Source organism: Citrobacter sp. KTE30 (genome assembly GCF_000398825.1).
Taxonomy (GTDB): domain Bacteria; phylum Pseudomonadota; class Gammaproteobacteria; order Enterobacterales; family Enterobacteriaceae; genus Citrobacter; species Citrobacter freundii.
In genome coordinates this window covers 444,586-462,636 of record NZ_KB976056.1, presented here as the reverse complement: position 1 = coordinate 462,636, position 18,051 = coordinate 444,586, and the positions used below count along the sequence as shown (strand labels likewise).

The 18,051-nt window shown below is 52.0% G+C and carries 15 protein-coding genes; 7 read left to right on the top strand and 8 right to left on the bottom strand.

The genetic code is table 11. The features are described from left to right. Positions 1 to 263: 263 nt before the first annotated feature. The gene (locus tag WC1_RS01220; RefSeq protein ID WP_003023753.1) at positions 264 to 968 is read left to right on the top strand and encodes a FadR/GntR family transcriptional regulator; all 705 of its coding nucleotides are present in this window, start codon (positions 264 to 266) and stop codon (positions 966 to 968) included. A gap of 1 nt (position 969) precedes the next feature. Beyond that, positions 970 to 2,397, top strand: coding sequence for a multidrug transporter subunit MdtD (mdtD, locus tag WC1_RS01225; protein WP_003840564.1), 1,428 nt, complete (start codon positions 970 to 972; stop codon positions 2,395 to 2,397). Here the strand turns inward: mdtD and rbsR are convergent. The 7 genes from rbsR to kup form a co-directional block, all read right to left on the bottom strand. Then, positions 2,363 to 3,355 (bottom strand): ribose operon transcriptional repressor RbsR, encoded by a 993-nt coding sequence (gene rbsR / locus WC1_RS01230; RefSeq protein ID WP_003023757.1) that lies wholly within the window; start codon positions 3,353 to 3,355, stop codon positions 2,363 to 2,365. The genes mdtD and rbsR overlap by 35 nt on opposite strands. Before the next feature lie 3 nt (positions 3,356 to 3,358). Further along, positions 3,359 to 4,288 carry a ribokinase gene (gene rbsK / locus WC1_RS01235; RefSeq protein WP_003023758.1) on the bottom strand — a complete coding sequence of 310 codons (930 nt, stop codon included), beginning with the start codon at positions 4,286 to 4,288 and terminating at the stop codon, positions 3,359 to 3,361. 141 nt (positions 4,289 to 4,429) lie between these two features. Beyond that, entirely contained in the window at positions 4,430 to 5,320 is an 891-nt protein-coding gene (gene rbsB, locus WC1_RS01240) for a ribose ABC transporter substrate-binding protein RbsB (protein WP_003023760.1), read from the bottom strand. A gap of 24 nt (positions 5,321 to 5,344) precedes the next feature. Next, positions 5,345 to 6,310 carry a ribose ABC transporter permease gene (rbsC, locus tag WC1_RS01245; protein ID WP_003023762.1) on the bottom strand — a complete coding sequence of 322 codons (966 nt, stop codon included), beginning with the start codon at positions 6,308 to 6,310 and terminating at the stop codon, positions 5,345 to 5,347. A gap of 5 nt (positions 6,311 to 6,315) precedes the next feature. Beyond that, positions 6,316 to 7,821 carry a ribose ABC transporter ATP-binding protein RbsA gene (rbsA, locus tag WC1_RS01250; RefSeq protein WP_003023764.1) on the bottom strand — a complete coding sequence of 502 codons (1,506 nt, stop codon included), beginning with the start codon at positions 7,819 to 7,821 and terminating at the stop codon, positions 6,316 to 6,318. A 7-nt stretch (positions 7,822 to 7,828) separates the two neighbouring features. Beyond that, complete coding sequence (rbsD, locus tag WC1_RS01255; RefSeq protein WP_003023766.1) at positions 7,829 to 8,248, bottom strand: D-ribose pyranase; 420 nt, start codon at positions 8,246 to 8,248, stop codon at positions 7,829 to 7,831. A 192-nt stretch (positions 8,249 to 8,440) separates the two neighbouring features. Further along, complete coding sequence (gene kup / locus WC1_RS01260; RefSeq protein WP_016151223.1) at positions 8,441 to 10,309, bottom strand: low affinity potassium transporter Kup; 1,869 nt, start codon at positions 10,307 to 10,309, stop codon at positions 8,441 to 8,443. A gap of 329 nt (positions 10,310 to 10,638) precedes the next feature. On the opposite strand from kup, the gene ravA reads away from it, so the two are divergent. After that, a complete protein-coding gene (gene ravA / locus WC1_RS01265) occupies positions 10,639 to 12,135 on the top strand; it encodes an ATPase RavA (protein ID WP_016151222.1) in 1,497 nt (498 codons plus the stop codon). Beyond that, positions 12,129 to 13,580 (top strand): ATPase RavA stimulator ViaA, encoded by a 1,452-nt coding sequence (viaA, locus tag WC1_RS01270; RefSeq protein WP_003023773.1) that lies wholly within the window; start codon positions 12,129 to 12,131, stop codon positions 13,578 to 13,580. Before ravA ends, viaA begins: the two co-directional genes overlap by 7 nt. A gap of 3 nt (positions 13,581 to 13,583) precedes the next feature. Here the strand turns inward: viaA and asnA are convergent, their stop codons facing one another. Next, complete coding sequence (gene asnA, locus WC1_RS01275; RefSeq protein WP_016151221.1) at positions 13,584 to 14,576, bottom strand: aspartate--ammonia ligase; 993 nt, start codon at positions 14,574 to 14,576, stop codon at positions 13,584 to 13,586. A gap of 151 nt (positions 14,577 to 14,727) precedes the next feature. On the opposite strand from asnA, the gene asnC reads away from it, so the two are divergent. The 3 genes from asnC to mnmG all read left to right on the top strand — a co-directional run bounded on the left by asnC (position 14,728) and on the right by mnmG (position 17,986). Continuing rightward, the gene (gene asnC, locus WC1_RS01280; RefSeq protein WP_003023780.1) at positions 14,728 to 15,186 is read left to right on the top strand and encodes a transcriptional regulator AsnC; all 459 of its coding nucleotides are present in this window, start codon (positions 14,728 to 14,730) and stop codon (positions 15,184 to 15,186) included. A gap of 88 nt (positions 15,187 to 15,274) precedes the next feature. Beyond that, positions 15,275 to 15,724, top strand: a complete 450-nt coding sequence (mioC, locus tag WC1_RS01285) for an FMN-binding protein MioC (RefSeq protein ID WP_003023782.1) — start codon at positions 15,275 to 15,277, stop codon at positions 15,722 to 15,724. A 372-nt stretch (positions 15,725 to 16,096) separates the two neighbouring features. Next, positions 16,097 to 17,986 (top strand): tRNA uridine-5-carboxymethylaminomethyl(34) synthesis enzyme MnmG, encoded by a 1,890-nt coding sequence (gene mnmG / locus WC1_RS01290; RefSeq protein ID WP_003023784.1) that lies wholly within the window; start codon positions 16,097 to 16,099, stop codon positions 17,984 to 17,986. The last annotated feature ends 65 nt before the right edge of the window (positions 17,987 to 18,051 follow it).

Genomic DNA, 18,051 nt, shown 5'->3' with positions numbered 1-18,051 from the left:
TTTCGCTTTCTTCGCCGGAGTTCTCGGTGGAACCCCGCTGACCCGGCGGCTTATAATCCGTTGTTCCGTGTCAGTGGAGGCGCATTATAGGGAGTTATTTCAGGCTGACAAGGGGAAATTTAAAATAACTTTCTGAGTGCGTGTTTTTTCACCAAAACAACCATTAACATGCCATAAAATAAGCAAATTGCCGTTTTTGCAGCCGCAATCACACTTCCAGGTGGCATACTAATGAATAAGAAAAAGAGTAAGGAAGAACATTCATGCCGTTAAATGCCCAACAGCTAGCCGCACAGAAAAACTTGTCCTACGTTCTGGCCGAAAAGCTGGCTCAGCGAATATTAAAAGGTGAATACGCGCCGGGCGCTATATTGCCTGGCGAAATAGAGCTGGGCGATCAGTTTGGTGTGAGTCGCACCGCGGTAAGAGAGGCGGTAAAAACGTTAACGGCAAAAGGTATGGTATTACCACGCCCACGTATCGGCACACGCGTCATGCCGCAAGCAAACTGGAACTTCCTCGACCAGGAGCTGCTCACCTGGTGGATGACGGAAGATAATTTCCCGCAGGTCATTAAACATTTTCTGGTGATGCGTATCAGCCTGGAGCCTCAGGCGTGTTTACTGGCGGCGACCATTGGTACGGCTGAACAGAAAGCGCACCTCAACACGCTGATGGAAGAGATGGTCGAGCTGAAAAGAAACTTCAGACGCGAACGCTGGATTGAGGTTGATATCGCCTGGCATGAACACATCTATGAAATGAGTGCGAATCCGTTCCTTATTTCCTTTGCATCTCTGTTCCATTCGGTTTACCAGACCTACTTTACCTCTATTACCTATAACGATGTGGTGAAACTGGATTTGCACCAGGCCATTGTCGATGCAATAGATGATAACGATGGCGATCGCGCCTTTGCTGCTTGTCAGGCATTGCTGATAGCACCGAACGTGCTACCGGATAAATAATATGTCAGAAAAGAAATCACGTAGTATGGCCGGGCTACCGTGGATAGCAGCCATGGCCTTTTTTATGCAGGCACTAGACGCCACTATCCTCAATACCGCCCTACCCGCAATAGCACATAGTCTTAACCGCTCTCCGCTCGCCATGCAGTCGGCCATCATCAGTTATACTCTGACGGTCGCGATGCTGATCCCGGTAAGTGGTTGGTTGGCAGACCGATTTGGTACCCGACGCGTCTTTATGATTGCTGTTAGCCTGTTTACGTTGGGATCGCTGGCCTGTGCGCTGTCCAGCTCCCTAAGCGAGCTGGTGATTTTCCGTGTCATTCAGGGGATCGGTGGCGCCATGATGATGCCCGTTGCCCGTCTGGCGTTATTGCGTGCCTACCCTCGCAGTGAACTGCTTCCCGTGCTTAACTTCGTCACCATGCCTGGACTTGTGGGGCCGATTTTAGGTCCGGTATTGGGCGGTGTACTGGTTACATGGGCCAGTTGGCACTGGATCTTCCTGATTAATATTCCAATTGGCATTGCCGGTATCTTCTATGCCCGCAAATATATGCCGAACTTCACCACCCCACGCCGCGGTTTTGATATGACCGGTTTCTTTCTGTTTGGTTTGAGCCTGGTGTTGTTTTCCAGCGGCGTTGAATTGTTCGGTGAGAAGCTTGTCGCTACCTGGGTCGCACTCGGTATTATTCTTGCCAGTGTGTTGTTACTACTCGCCTATATTCGCCATGCTCGTCGTCACCCAACGCCACTTATATCTCTTCCGATATTTAAGACTCGAACCTTTTCTGTTGGGATCGCCGGCAACCTCGCCACTCGCCTGGGCACAGGCTGCGTGCCCTTCTTAATGCCGCTGATGTTGCAGGTAGGCTTTGGATATCCGGCTCTGATAGCCGGTTGTATGATGGCGCCAACGGCGTTGGGTTCAATTCTGGCAAAATCCATGGTGACGCAGGTTCTGCGCAAACTCGGCTACAGGACCACATTGGTGGGTGTTACGGTTTTTATCGGCCTGATGATTGCGCAGTTCGCTTTGCAATCTCCTGCCATGCCGGTCTGGATGCTGATCCTGCCGCTGTTCATTTTAGGTATGGCGATGTCCACCCAGTTTACCTCAATGAATACTATCACTCTGGCGGATCTGACCGATGAAAACGCCAGCAGCGGCAACAGCGTATTGGCCGTTACTCAGCAGTTATCAATCAGTTTAGGGGTTGCCATCAGCGCCGCCGTTCTGCGTATCTATGAAGGTATGGAAGGAACCAATACGGTCGAACAGTTCCACTACACCTTTATGACGATGGGCGCTATCACGGTAATATCCGCGCTGATGTTCATGCTGCTAAAAGCCAAAGATGGACGTAACCTGATCAAAGATCGGCACAAACCTAAACCGACCCCCGCTCCATCAAAACAGGAGTAAGCTGCAAACGCTGTTGTTGTAATGCGGGCTGGGCCATCCGATGGATTAATACATCGATGGCCAGTTCGCCCAATTCATCTTTTGGTTGATGTATGGTCGTCAGCGGAGGCGTCATATAGCGCGCCAGCTCGATATCATCATAACCCACCACCGCCATATCCTGCGGAATGCGCAATCCCGACTGGTACAGAGCCTGATACGCGCCAACCGCCATTGCATCATTACCGGTAAAAACGGCCTGCGGTCGCTGTTTATGCGACAGCAACGTTTGCATAGCTTCAAAGCCGCCACCAAACTCAAAGTCACCGGTAATCTCGTAGCCTTCCGGGACAGGCAAGCCCGCCCGCTTCATTGCCGCCCGATATCCTTCCAGCCGCAAACGCGCCGGGGTTTTATCCAGCGGCCCGGTGATGCAGGCAATGCGCGTAAAACCTTTTTCGATAAGATGTTGCGTGGCTAAATCCCCGCCCAGCAGGGAGTTATCCTGAATCAGATCGCTTTCACCATCAAAGGGCGACCAGTCCATCATCACGGTCGGTATAGAAGGATAACGCTGCATTATCTCTCTGGAAGGCTGATGTGTTTCCGTGCAGAGCAGCAGCAAGCCATCCACGCGTTTTTGCATTAGCGTTTCCAGATTACGGTTCATGCGCTGTTCATCGCCTTCGGTATTGCACAGCACCAGGCTGTAGCCGCGCTCAAAACAGCTACGTTCAACGCCGCGCACCAGCTCAGAATAGAAGGGATTGGTACTGGCAGTGATTAACATGCCAATTGTGCGGGTCTGGTTTAACTTGAGGCTACGCGCCAGCGCGGAGGGAGCGTAGTTAAGCGCTTTAATCGCAGCTTCTACTTTGTCAGTGACAGACTCACTGACAAAGCGATCTTTATTAATGACGTGAGAAACCGTCGACGTGGAAACACCCGCCAGGCGGGCGACGTCCTTCATTGTAGCCAAGCGTTACCTCTGTTGACTTAAAAACGCTTCTATTTCTTCGCGCCACGGAACGGAAGGCTGTGCGCCTTTACGGGTAACCGCAATCGCCGCAGCGGCATGCGCAAAACGGATCGCTTCAGGCAGCGGAGTCTCTTCCAGTAACGCTGTAATTAACGCGCCATTAAAGGTGTCTCCGGCGGCAATAGTATCAACGGCTTCCACTTTAAAACCGGGTACTCGCTGACCTTCGCCATTCACGCTGGCCCACACACCGCGACTCCCTAAGGTAATCAGTACAGTATGGATTCCTTTAGCATGCAATGCCTGCGCCGCTTTGGCCGCGTCTTCATCATTTTCAACCCGGATCCCCGTCAGCTTTTCAGCCTCGGTTTCATTCGGGGTAATAATATCTACCAGCGCCAACAGCTCGTCAGAAAGTTCACGCGCCGGAGCCGGGTTTAGGGCGACCATGGTCTTATTTTGATGTGCAATCTTTGCCGCAGCCAGAACGCTTTCGATCGGCGACTCTAGCTGCATCAGTAAAGCGGACGCCTGCGCAATACGCTCATGCTGTGCTTCCACCAGCGCTGGCGAAAGCGCTGCGTTAGCTCCAGCATGAATGCCGATAACGTTCTCACCTTCACCATTCACAAAAATCAACGCAACACCGGTCGATTCCCCCGAAATTACGCTAATCGGCGCAATATCAATGTTGTCTTTGGCTAACTGTTTACGCACACTTTCGCCAATATCATCATCGCCCGTACAGGCAATGAATGCGATATTCGCGCCACTACGACCCGCAGCAACAGCCTGATTCGCGCCTTTACCGCCAAATGCGACCTGATAATGACTACCGGTTACGGTTTCACCAGGTGTCGGGAAAGAGTTAAGGTTAAGGATGTGATCGGCATTGATACTGCCAAGAACAACGAGGTTGCCTGCGGTTTTCATATTTGGTGTTCCAAGTCAAAGTGCGCCACCGGGTTAGGGTGGCGCGTGCCCTGCTTTTCTTTTTACGCTTTCATCCCCAAAACCAGATACGGGGATGGCGTATTTATGTCTCCATCAGGCCGCGAGCGACCTGAATCGGTATTACTGCTTGATGACCAGCTTCAGGTCAACCGGATATTTAGCCTGAACCTTCTCGCCTTTCAGGACTTTATCCGCAGTCTCGACGCCTTTCGCGCCGATCTGATCCGGCAACTGAGCAATGGTCGCAGCCAGTTTGCCATCATTTACTGCTTTTTCGCCATCTGGAGTGCCGTCAAATCCAACCACCATCACATCAGATTTACCCGCGGTTTGCAGTGCGCGCAGCGCACCCAGCGCCATTTCATCGTTCTGAGCAAATACGGCCTGCACATCAGGATGCGCGGTCAGCAGGTTCTGCATGACGTTCAAACCTTTAGTGCGGTCGAAGTCTGCCGGCTGGCTGGCCAGTACGTTAAATTTGTGTGCCGCAACGGCCTGCTGGAAACCTTCGCCACGCTCACGCGCCGCTGAAGTTCCGGCAATCCCCTGCAGTTCGATAACTTTTGCGCCTTCACCTGCTTTCTTCGCGATGTAATCACCCGCAATTTTGCCGCCCAACACGTTATCAGACGCAATGTGGCTTACCACTTCGCCTTTGGAGGCAACACGGTCAAGGGTAATAACCGGAATTTTTGCCTGGTTAGCCATCTTCACAGCATTACCAACGGCATCAGAGTCGGTTGGGTTGATCAGCAGAATTTTAGTTCCACGAACCGTTAAGTCCTGAACGTTAGCCAGCTCTTTCGCCGGGTTGTTCTGCGAGTCCAGAATCACCAGGTTGTAACCCAGCTTATCCGCCTCTTTTTGCGCCCCATCCTTCAGAGAAACAAAGAACGGGTTATTGAGGGTGGAGACCACCAGCGCAATGGTATCTTTCGCCATCGCATTCGCACTCACGGTGGCGCTCAGCGCAACAGCAGAAACCAGGGTAGCCAGTTTTTTCATGTTCATATTTAAGATGTCCTGTAATCGTTGTTACTGCTTTTTGTTGTCTACCAGTACCGCCAGCAAAATCACCACCGCTTTGACGATCATCTGGTAATAGGAGGATACACCTAACAAATTCAACCCATTATTGAGGAAACCAAGAATCAATGCGCCGATCAGCGTCCCAACAATTCGTCCTTTACCACCCGCCAGGCTAGTTCCGCCTAATACCACCGCAGCGATAGCATCCAACTCATAGCCAGTACCTGCCGTCGGTTGCGCAGAGGAGAGGCGCGCAACTTCAATGATGCCCGCCAGTGATGCCAGCAGGCCGCACAGTGAGTAAACGATAATTTTGATTTTACTGACGCTGATACCGGACAGACGCGTTGCCGCTTCGTTACCGCCCAGCGCATAGATATAACGCCCCAGACGCGTGTGGTGCAGCATGTACCACGCCGCGAGGAAGACAATCCCCATGATCCACACCGGCGTAGGGACGCCTAACGGACGACCAATCCCGAACCAGCCAAACAGATCGGCATTGTCAGTAAACCCGGTGTTTACCGGACTGCCGTTGGTGTAGACCATGGTCACACCGCGCAGCAGCAGCATCATAACCAGAGTCGCGATAAACGCCTGCACGCGACCTTTCGCGACAATCACTCCGGTCACCGCGCCAATGGCAGCGCCGAGCGCCAGGGCCGCAGCAACAGCCACCAGCGCATTGACTTCAATCCCTACAATCGAAGCCGCAACCGCACCGGTCAGCGCCAGCAATGAACCGACGGACAGATCGATACCCGACGTCAGGATAACCAGCGTCATGCCAACCGCCATGATGGCGTTCACCGACGTTTGCTGAAGAATGTTGAACAGGTTATTAACGGTAAAAAAGTTAGGGCTCATGGTGGAAACAATCGCGATCAGCACTAACAGAGCGATGAGCGACTTTTGCTCCAGAAGCCATGCTTTAGTGAAATAACGGCGACCAGAAACAGCCTGGGTAGTCATCTTTTTTACTCCTGATTCACGCGATTAAGCTTGCCCACAGCGGCAGCCATTAATACTTCCTGAGTGGCCTGCTCGCGAGTGAATTCACCGCCGAGATGCCCTTCATGCATAACGATAATTCGATCGCTCATGCCCAATACTTCTGGCATCTCAGAAGAGACCAGAATGATACTCAGCCCATCGGCCTTAAACTGGTTGATAAGCTGATAGATTTCTTTCTTGGCCCCAACGTCAACGCCGCGCGTTGGTTCATCAAGGATCAGCACTTTTGGCCGGGTCATAAGACCGCGCGCAATCGCCACTTTCTGCTGGTTACCACCGGAAAGAAGGCCGATAGCCTGTTCCATCGATGGGGTTTTAACATTGAACAGACGAATAAAATCACCCACCGCCTGCTGCTCATCTTTATGTTTAAGGCTTCCACCTGCACGGCTGAAATAGCGCAGCGCGGTCAGTGACATGTTCTCTTTCACCGACATGCCGAGCACTAAACCATCGCGTTTACGGTCTTCAGAAATATAGACGATGCCGTTAGCCAGTCCATCCTGCGGCGAACGGGTAACCACTTCATGGCCATCAAGCGTGACGTAGCCGCTGGTGCGTGGCAATGCGCCGTACAACACTTTCATCAGCTCGGTACGTCCGGCCCCCATCAGCCCCGATACGCCAAGGATCTCGCCTTTACGCAGCGTGAATGACACATCGTTTACGCCAGGACCGCACAGATTATCGACCTTCAGGCGAATATCACCCGGCGCTTTTTCCAGGCGCGGGTACTGATCTTCCAGCTTACGTCCCACCATCATTTCAATCAGCGAGTCTTCGGTAAGCGATGCGACTTCACGCTCGGCAATAAACTGCCCATCGCGGAAGACGGTTACGTCGTCGCAAATCTCGAAGATCTCTTTCATGCGGTGAGAAATATAGACAATGCCGCGTCCCTGGGATTTCAGTTCGCGAATGACGCGGAACAGGGATTCGGTTTCAGTATCGGTGAGGGCATCCGTCGGTTCATCCATAATGATGACCTTCGATTCAAAGCTCAGCACTTTAGCAATTTCGACCATCTGCTGATCGCCAATCGACAGCTCACCGACCAGCCTGTCGCTTTTAAAGCGCAGATTGAGTTTGGCGAGCAGCAGATCGGCTTCGGCGTACATCTTCTTCCAGTCAATTTTGCCAAAGCGATTCACAAACTCACGACCGAGAAAAATGTTTTCAGCGATAGTGAGTTGCGGGATCAGGTTCAGCTCCTGGTGGATGATACCGATTCCGGCTTCCTGGGAGGATTTCGGGCCGTTAAAGGTGGTCTCTTTCCCCAGCCACAATAAGGAACCGGCATCACGGGTGTAGATTCCGGTCAGCACCTTCATCATGGTGGATTTACCCGCGCCGTTTTCGCCCACCAGCGCCATTACGCGGCCTGGGTAGACATTCAGCGCGGCGCCGGATAGCGCTTTTACGCCCGGGAACGCTTTATCGATCCCTTTGAGTTGCAGTAATGCGTTCATGATGGCCTCAGAACGTGACGCCAGCACAGAGAATGATATTCGCATACGGAGAACACTCTCCGCTGCGAATTACCGCCTGACTGTCTGCGGTTTGTTTTTTGAATTGTTCATGCGTGGTGTAACGAATTTCTATGGTGTTTCCCTGGTGTTGTTGCAGTTGCTCAATGTGGCTGAGCAACGTTTCGTGGAGTTGCGGATTATGTTGTTTAATTTCCGACGCGAGAATGGCCGCCTCGACCTGCATTTCACGTGTTACCACATCCAGTACCTGCATAAAAGAAGGTACGCCCTGGGTTAATGCCATATCGATACGCGTTGTGCTGTTCGGGATGGGTAAACCTGCATCACACACCACCAGCGTATCGGTATGCCCCAGACGGGAGATCACCGATGAAATTTCAGAGTTGAGTACCGTGCCTTTCTTCATTTTCTTTCCCCACTAGCGAAACGTTTCGCTGGAGATAAGTGTAGTGCGAAGAGTGGACAGAAAACCACCGCGACGTTACGAAAATGTGATCGCCATCGAAACGTTTCGCAAGGATTATCATTAGATGAAATGAAAACTGGGAGGGGCAAAACAAAACGCCCCCTTTCACGATGAAAGAGGGCGTTGATGAGATTAAATCTCGACCTGAGTACCGAGCTCAATAACCCGGTTCGGTGGGATTTCAAACTGGTCCGGCGCACGCAGCGCATTGCGCTGTAACAGCAGATACAGCTTACCGCGCAGACGCAAGTACCATGGTCGTTTGCCGACAATCAGCGACTCGTGCGACATGAAGAAGGAGGTTTCCATCATCCGGCAGCTTAAGCCTTCCAGACCGCAGCGATGGAACACTTCCTCCACGTTCGGCGTTTCGCGCCAACCGTAACTGGCAACCACGCGCCAGAAGGTGGGCGATAACTGCTCAATCTGCACCCTACGCACGTTGTGAACATAGGGCGCATCTTCCGTGCGCAGCGTCAGCAGAATAACGCGCTCATGCAGCACCTTGTTATGTTTGAGGTTATGCAGAAGCGCAAACGGGATGACGTTCAGTGCGCGGGACATATATACAGCCGTTCCCGGCACGCGTACCGGTGGCGATTTCTCCAGAGAAGCAATCATCGCCTCCAGAGAGTTACCGTGCTCATGCATACGACGCAGCAGACGGAAGCGTTCACTTTTCCAGGTGGTCATGATGGTGAACATCACCAGACCCAGCGTCAGAGGCAGCCAACCGCCGGAAATCAGTTTATCGAGGTTCGCGGAGAACAGCGGAACATCGACGCACAAGAATGCCACCAGGATCAGGAAGACGAAGTATTTATTCCAGTGCCAGTTTTTGCGCGCCACGGTGGTCGACAAAATAGAGGTCAGCACCATCGTCCCCGTTACCGCAATCCCGTACGCCGCGGCCAGATTACTGGAGTGTTCAAAACTCACAATCACAATAACCACCGCAAAATAGAGCATCCAGTTAACGAAAGGAATGTAGATCTGGCCCGACTCCATTTCCGAGGTATGGATAATGCGCATTGGCGATAAATATCCCAAACGCACGGCCTGACGCGTCAGCGAGAACACACCGGAGATAACCGCCTGCGAAGCGATTACCGTCGCCAGCGCAGCGAGGATCAGTAGCGGGATCAACGCCCAGTCTGGCGCCAACAGGAAGAACGGGTTTTTGATCGCTTCAGGATGCTTTAACAGTAGCGCCCCCTGACCAAAATAGTTCAGTACCAGTGAAGGCAACACCACAGAGAACCATGCCAGGCGAATCGGCAACTTACCGAAGTGGCCCATATCCGCATACAGCGCTTCAACACCGGTAATCGACAACACCACCGCACCCAGCGCAATAAAAGACAACGTTTTGAATTCGAGGAAGAAATGCACCGCCCAATACGGATTTAGCGCCTGCAGTACTTCCGGATTGCTAATAATACTGCGTACGCCTAAAACCGCCAGCGTCAGGAACCACAGCAGCATAATCGGCGCAAACAGCTTACCGACCATGCCGGTACCGTGTTTTTGAATCAAAAACAGTAGGGTCAGTACGATTATCGAGAGCGGAACAATCCAGGTATCCAGTTGCGGGGCAATAATCTCCAGACCTTCAATCGCAGACATCACCGAAATGGCTGGCGTAATCACCACTTCACCATAGAAGAAGCTGCCGCCTATCAATCCCATAATGACCAGCATGGAGGTTGTTCGCGCCGAGGTATTGCGCCCGGCCAATGACATCAGCGTCAGGATCCCGCCTTCTCCGGCGTTATCTGCGCGCATGACAAACGTCAGGTATTTAATGGAGACAACAAAGATCAGCAGCCAGAAAATCAGCGAGAGAAAACCAAATACGGCATCACGTTCAACGCCAAAACCAAACTGGCCGGACAAACATTCACGAAGCGTATAAAGTGGGCTGGTACCAATATCACCGTAGACAACCCCAATGGCTGCAAGGGTAATCGCAGACAATGATTGTTTATTATCAGTGCTCATAGACTCGTCTTTCGTTTATACACATCATCTTTCAAGCCACTCCGTGTGGGCTGCATTCGTTATTCCCCCCATCCCAGGAGAAAACTCCATTGCCGCCTTGGTGCAGCTTGATTGATTTGGTGTATATATAAGAAATGTGTGCGTCGTCCCTTGGCCCACAAAAAGGCGCACAGTATGCACGATTAATCACAAAATCGTACCCCTAAATGAGACCAGATTAATCTGGCTCAAAGAAAAATAAGCGCACCTTCAGTCTATTACTGCAATGGTGTGAAGCATCTATACTCGCAGTTTATGCAGTACATTTGGCGAAAGGACGCCACTTCATTATGGCTCACCCACATTTATTAGCGGAAAGAATTTCCCGTCTGAGCAATGCGCTGGAAAAGGGACTTTATGAACGTAGCCACGCCATTCGTCTGTGTCTGCTGGCAGCACTCAGCGGCGAGAGCGTTTTCTTATTAGGCCCCCCGGGGATCGCAAAGAGCTTAATTGCCCGCCGACTGAAGTTTGCCTTCCAAAATGCACGCGCTTTTGAATACCTGATGACGCGCTTCTCTACGCCGGAAGAAGTTTTCGGCCCGCTGTCCATACAGGCCCTTAAAGACGAAGGTCGCTATGAACGCTTAACGGCGGGCTATCTTCCTGAAGCTGAAATCGTTTTTCTTGATGAAATCTGGAAAGCAGGCCCGGCAATTCTTAACACCCTGCTGACCGCCATTAACGAACGTCACTTTCGCAACGGCGCGTATGAAGAAAAAATTCCGATGCGTCTGCTGGTTGCCGCTTCCAACGAACTGCCTGAAGCCGACAGCAGCCTGGAAGCGCTGTACGACCGTATGCTGATTCGTCTGTGGCTGGATAAAGTTCAGGACAAGGCCAATTTCCGCTCCATGCTACTAAGTCAGCAGGATGAAAGCGACAACCCGGTCCCCGCATCATTGCAGGTGACGGATGAAGAGTATCACCAGTGGCAAAAAGACATCGGCGCCATCAAGCTTCCCGATCGCGTATTTGAGCTTATTTTCACCCTACGCCAGCAGTTGGACACGCTACCAAATGCCCCCTACGTGTCCGATCGTCGCTGGAAAAAAGCGATCCGTTTACTCCAGGCCAGCGCTTTCTTTAGCGGACGTGATGCGGTAGTACCTATCGACCTGATCCTGCTGAAAGATTGTCTGTGGTACGACGCGCAAAGCCTGAATCTGATGCAACAGCAGCTTGAAATATTGATGACCGGACACGCCTGGCAGCAGCAAGCCATGCTGACGCGCCTCGGCAGTATTGTGCAGCGCCGCATTCAACTCCAGCAGCAACAAAGCGACAAAACGGCGTTCACGGTAATCCGTCAGGGTGGCATGTTCAGTCGTCGTCCTCATTATGATTTACCACCAGAAGCTACGTCCTCAGTCGTGACATTACTGCTACAAAAGCCATTAAAGCTGCATGATATGGAAGTTATCCATATTGCTTTTGAACGCAGTGCGCTGGAACTGTGGCTAACAAAAGGCGGTGAAATCCGCGGAAAATTAAACGGGATCGGCTTTGCCCAAACACTGAATATGGAAGTCGATAGTGCACAGCATCTGGTTGTGCGCGATGTCAGTTTACAGGGTTCTCGCCTGGCGCTGCCGGGGGCTTCGCAAGAGAGTATGCCCGCAGAGATAAAGCAGGAGCTTGAAGCGCTCGATAACGAGTGGCATCAGCAGCACAGCGCATTCAGCGAACAGCAAAAATGCCTGTTTATTCATAGCGACTGGTTAGGCCGCATTGAGGCCAGCCTGCAGGATGTCGGGGTGCAAATCCGCCAGGCGCAACAATGCTGACCCTTGATACACTCAACATAATGCTGGCAGTCAGCGAAGAGGCGATGATCGAAGAGATGATCGTCGCCCTGTTGGCTTCCCCAAAGATGGTGGTATTTTTTAAAAAATTTCCTCGCCTTAAAAAAGCGATCACTGACGATATTCCCCGCTGGCGCGAATCTTTGCGTAGCCGCCTCAAAGATACCCATGTGCCGCCGGAGTTGGCAGAAGAAGTCATTTGTTATCAACAAAGCCAGCTCCTCTCTCATGCACAGTTTATCGTTCAACTACCGCAAATATTATCGCTATTGCACCGACTCCATTCGCCCTGGGCTGGGCAAGCGCAGCAACTGGTCAATGACAACAGCACCTTTACGCCCGCCCTACATACGCTTTTTCTCCAGCGCTGGCGCCTGAGCCTGGTGGTGCAAACCACAACGCTGAATCAGCAACTGCTGGAAGAAGAGCGCGAGCATTTGCTCAGTGAAGTACAGGAACGGATGACCCTTAGCGGACAACTGGAACCCGTTCTGGCGGAAAATGATAACGCTGCAGGCCGGTTGTGGGATATGAGCGCGGGCCAAATCAAGCGCGGTGATTATCAGTTGATGGTGAAATACGGCGAATTTCTGACGCAACAACCCGAACTCCAGCGCCTGGCCGAGCAGTTAGGTCGTTCCAGAGAGGCGAAATCCGTGCCGCGTAAAGATGCGCCAATGGAAACCTTCCGTACCCTGGTGCGCGAACCGGCAACCGTCCCGGAGCAGGTGGATGGCATCCAGCAAAGTGACGATATCCTGCGCCTGCTACCGCCAGAACTGGCCACGTTGGGCATTACCGAACTGGAATACGAGTTCTACCGACGGCTGGTGGAAAAGCAACTGCTGACCTACCGCCTGCACGGCGAAGCATGGCGTGAGAAGGTAACAGAACGTCCGGTGGTGCATCAGGATTTTGACGAGCAGCCGCGCGGACCTTTTATCGTCTGCGTTGATACATCAGGATCGATGGGCGGATTTAATGAGCAGTGTGCGAAAGCCTTTTGCCTGGCGCTAATGCGCGTCGCCCTTGCAGATAACCGGCGCTGTTTCATTATGCTGTTTTCAACAGAAGTGGTGCGCTATGAGCTTTCCGGCCCGGAGGGCATCGAACAGGCGATCCGCTTTTTAAGTCAGCGCTTTCGTGGGGGCACTGATATTGCCAGCTGTTTTCGCGCCATTATTGAACGCATGCAGGGTCGGGAATGGTTTGATGCCGATGCGGTGGTTATCTCAGATTTTATCGCTCAGCGATTACCCGATGAAGTCGTCAGCAAAGTGGGGGAATTACAGCGGGTGCACCAGCACCGTTTTCATGCGGTAGCGATGTCAGCACATGGCAAACCCGGCATCATGCGCATTTTCGATCATATCTGGCGCTTTGATACCGGGATGCGAAGCCGCCTGCTCAGACGCTGGCGGCGTTAATTGTTACAGTAGAGAAGCGACGCTTTCACGTACCTGGGCCGGCCATACGCCACACTGAACCTGGCCAATGTGCGGTAATTGCAGCAACAGCATGGTCAGACGCGACTGCCCAATCCCCCCACCAATTGTCTGCGGCATTTCACCACGCAGCAGCGCCTGGTGCCATTCCAGACTCAGGCGATCTTCATCACCGGTCAAAGACAGCTGGTGTTTCAGAGCGTCAGCATCCACACGGATCCCCATAGAAGACAGCTCAAACGCATCTTCCAGAACCGGGTTCCAGACCAGAATATCACCGTTCAGACCGGCATGACCCAGCTCAGACGCTGAACTCCAGTCATCATAATCCGGCGCGCGTACATCATGACGGTGACCGTCACTGAGTTTACCGCCGATCCCCACCAGGAATACCGCGCCCAGCTCTTTAGCGATCGCACGTTCACGACCTTTTGCGTCAAGATCCGGATAACGAGATAACAGCTCCTGGCTATGAACAAAGTGGATCTGCTCTGGCAGGAACGGTGCCAAACCAAACTCTCTGCTAACCGCAGCTTCGGTGGCCTTAATTCCCGCCCAGATAGCCTCTACTGTGCTTTTCAGAGTGGAGAATTGACGCTCACCGTCGCCCATCACGCGCTCCCAATCCCACTGGTCAACGTACACTGAGTGCAGCGGGGAGAGGCGATCTTCATCGGGACGCAGGGCTTTCATATGCGTGTACAGCCCCTCGCCTGCGCTAAAGTCGTGTTGTCCTAACGTTTGACGCTTCCACTTCGCCAGTGAATGAACCACTTCGAATTGAGCGTCTGGCAATGCTTTAACCTTCACCTGCACCGCTTTTTCACAGCCCGACAAGTTATCCTGCGTACCATCTCCAACGCGGCTGAGGATCGGAGCCTGAACTTCGATCAGACCTAAACGCTCTTCCAACTGGCGAGAAAAATGAGATTTTACGAAGCTAATTTGACGTTGTTTGGCAATGTAAGCGGTTTTCATTATGTGTACTCCTGTGTCCTGTTGCCTATGATTAAGCAACAGAATGGAGGTAATATTCAATAATCAACAAACAAAAAGCCGACTTCGATTTTGATTCGTTAAAATTAACGACTAAAATAGAGGGAATCATTAATCTACATAAGAAAAACCTATGGAAAATTATCAGATCGACAATCTGGACCGCGGCATTCTTGATGCCCTGATGGAAAATGCCCGTACAGCCTACGCAGAATTAGCCAAACAGTTCGGCGTCAGCCCAGGAACAATTCACGTTCGCGTAGAAAAGATGAAGCAGGCCGGGATCATTACCGGCGCGCGGATTGATGTTAGTCCCAAACAATTGGGTTACGACGTCGGCTGCTTTATCGGCATCATTCTGAAAAGTGCGAAAGACTATCCGTCAGCACTTGCAAGATTGGAAAGCCTCGATGAAGTGACCGAAGCGTATTACACCACCGGGCACTACAGCATCTTTATTAAGGTAATGTGCAAATCGATCGACGCGTTGCAGCAGGTACTTATCAACAAGATCCAAACAATTGACGAAATTCAGTCCACTGAAACCCTGATCGTCTTGCAGAACCCGATTATGCGTACCATCAAGCCATGATCGGTTTTTTTAATCCCCTATTTTTCCACAGGTAGATCCCAGCTCGCACACAGCGTACAATACGCCCTCTTTATAAAGGTGGGCGATCATGGCAGACATCACTCTTATCAGCGGTAGTACGCTTGGCAGTGCGGAATATGTAGCAGAGCATCTGGCTGAAAAGCTGGACGACGCCGGTTTTTCCAGCGAAATACTGCATGGGCCAATGCTTGAAGAGGTTCCGACTGACGGGATCTGGCTGATTATCAGCTCCACGCACGGAGCAGGAGACATTCCTGACAACCTGCAGCCTTTATATGATGCTTTACGCGAGCAGAAACCGAACCTGTCACAAGTGCACTTTGGTGCAATCGGGATCGGCAGTCGTGAATATGACACCTTTTGCGGCGCAATCGACAAGCTGGAAGCCGAATTGAAGGCCTGTGGGGCAAAACAGATCGGCGAAACGCTCAGGATCAACGTACTGGAACATGAAATTCCGGAAGATCCGGCTGAAATTTGGCTGGGATCGTGGCATCCGTTGCTCAGAGATTTGTAAAGATCGTACTTTTTTATGTGGATAACTCTGGTTAAAAGCTTGGATAAACCGGTAGTTATCCCAAGAACAACCGTTGTTCAGTTTTTGAGTTGTGTATAACCCTTCATTCTGATCCCAGCTTATACGGACCAGGATCACCGATCATTCACAGCTAATGATCCTCAGCAACCTGTTGATCTTACTTAAAGGATCGCCCTTATCCACAGAAAGGTGCGATCCTAATAAGAGATCACAATAAAACAGATCTCTAAATAAAAAGATCTTCTTTTTAATACCCAGGATCCCAGGTCTTTCTCCATCGACTAAAGTTGAGTAGAATCCACGGCCCGGGCTTCAATCCATTTTCACACCGCGTTATGCGAGGCAATCACCATGTTTTATCAGGATCCTTTTGACGTCATCATCATTGGCGGGGGTCATGCAGGCACCGAGGCCGCAATGGCCGCGGCGCGAATGGGTCAACAGACTCTGCTTTTGACACACAATATCGACACTCTGGGACAGATGAGCTGCAACCCGGCGATCGGCGGTATTGGGAAGGGACACCTGGTAAAAGAAGTGGATGCGCTTGGTGGGTTGATGGCAAAAGCGATCGACCATGCGGGTATCCAGTTTAGGATACTAAACGCCAGCAAAGGGCCTGCCGTTCGTGCTACTCGCGCTCAGGCCGATCGTGTGCTCTATCGCCAGGCAGTACGTACCGCGCTGGAGAATCAACCTAACCTGATGATCTTCCAACAGGCGGTTGAAGATCTGATTGTTGAAAACGATCGTGTCGTGGGCGCGGTAACCCAAATGGGACTGAAGTTCCGTGCCAAAGCGGTCGTGTTAACCGTGGGGACTTTCCTCGACGGCAAAATTCATATTGGTCTGGACAACTACAGCGGCGGCCGCGCTGGCGATCCGCCGTCTATTCCGCTGTCACGTCGTCTGCGTGAACTGCCGCTGCGCGTCAGTCGCCTGAAAACCGGTACACCGCCGCGAATCGATGCGCGCACGATTGATTTCAGCGTGCTCGGCCAGCAAAACAGCGATAACCCGATGCCGGTATTCTCATTCCTGGGCGATGCATCTCAACATCCGCGCCAGATGCCGTGTTACATCACGCATACCAATGAAAAAACCCATGATGTGATCCGTAATAACCTCGATCGTAGCCCGATGTACGCAGGCGTGATCGAAGGTATCGGCCCACGCTATTGCCCGTCGATCGAAGACAAAGTGATGCGCTTTGCCGATCGTAACCAACATCAGATCTTCCTCGAACCGGAAGGACTGACGTCTAACGAAATTTACCCGAATGGCATCTCCACCAGCCTGCCGTTCGATGTGCAGATGCAAATTGTCCGTTCCATGCAGGGGATGGAAAATGCCAGAATCGTCCGTCCTGGCTACGCGATTGAGTATGATTTCTTCGATCCGCGCGACCTGAAACCTACTCTGGAAAGCAAATTCATCCAGGGTCTGTTCTTTGCTGGTCAGATCAACGGTACGACCGGTTATGAAGAAGCTGCCGCGCAAGGGATGCTGGCTGGTCTGAACGCCGCACGCTTGTCTGCTGACAAAGACGGCTGGGCGCCGCGCCGCGATCAGGCTTATCTTGGTGTGCTGGTGGACGATCTGTGTACGCTGGGCACCAAAGAACCGTACCGCATGTTCACCTCACGCGCGGAATACCGTTTGATGCTGCGCGAAGATAACGCCGACCTGCGTCTGACCGAAATTGGCCGTGAGCTGGGACTGGTGGACGATGAGCGTTGGGCTCGCTTCAACGAGAAGCTGGAGCGTATTGAACAAGAACGCCAGCGTCTCAAATCAACCTGGGTGAATCCGTTAGCGGAGTCCGCAGCAGAAGTGAATGCTCACCTGGCGACACCTTTGTCACGTGAAGCGAGCGGTGAAGATCTGCTGCGTCGCCCGGATATGACCTATGCTCAGTTGACCTCTTTATCTGCGTTTGCACCTGCGCTTGATGATGCTCAGGCCGCAGAACAGGTTGAAATTCAGGTGAAATACGAAGGATATATCGCCCGTCAGCAGGAAGAGATCGAGAGGCAACAGCGTAATGAGAACACCCTGTTGCCTGCAACGCTGGATTATCGTCAGGTCTCCGGCTTGTCGAATGAGGTCATTGCCAAACTGAACGATCACAAACCGGTATCGATCGGCCAGGCATCGCGTATTTCCGGCGTAACACCTGCCGCCATCTCCATTCTGCTGGTATGGCTGAAAAAACAAGGTATGCTGCGTCGCAGCGCTTGATATCACTTTTTGGCGGGAGTGCTTCGTTTGCCCGCCCTACAAATTTGTCGGCCCGATAAGCGACA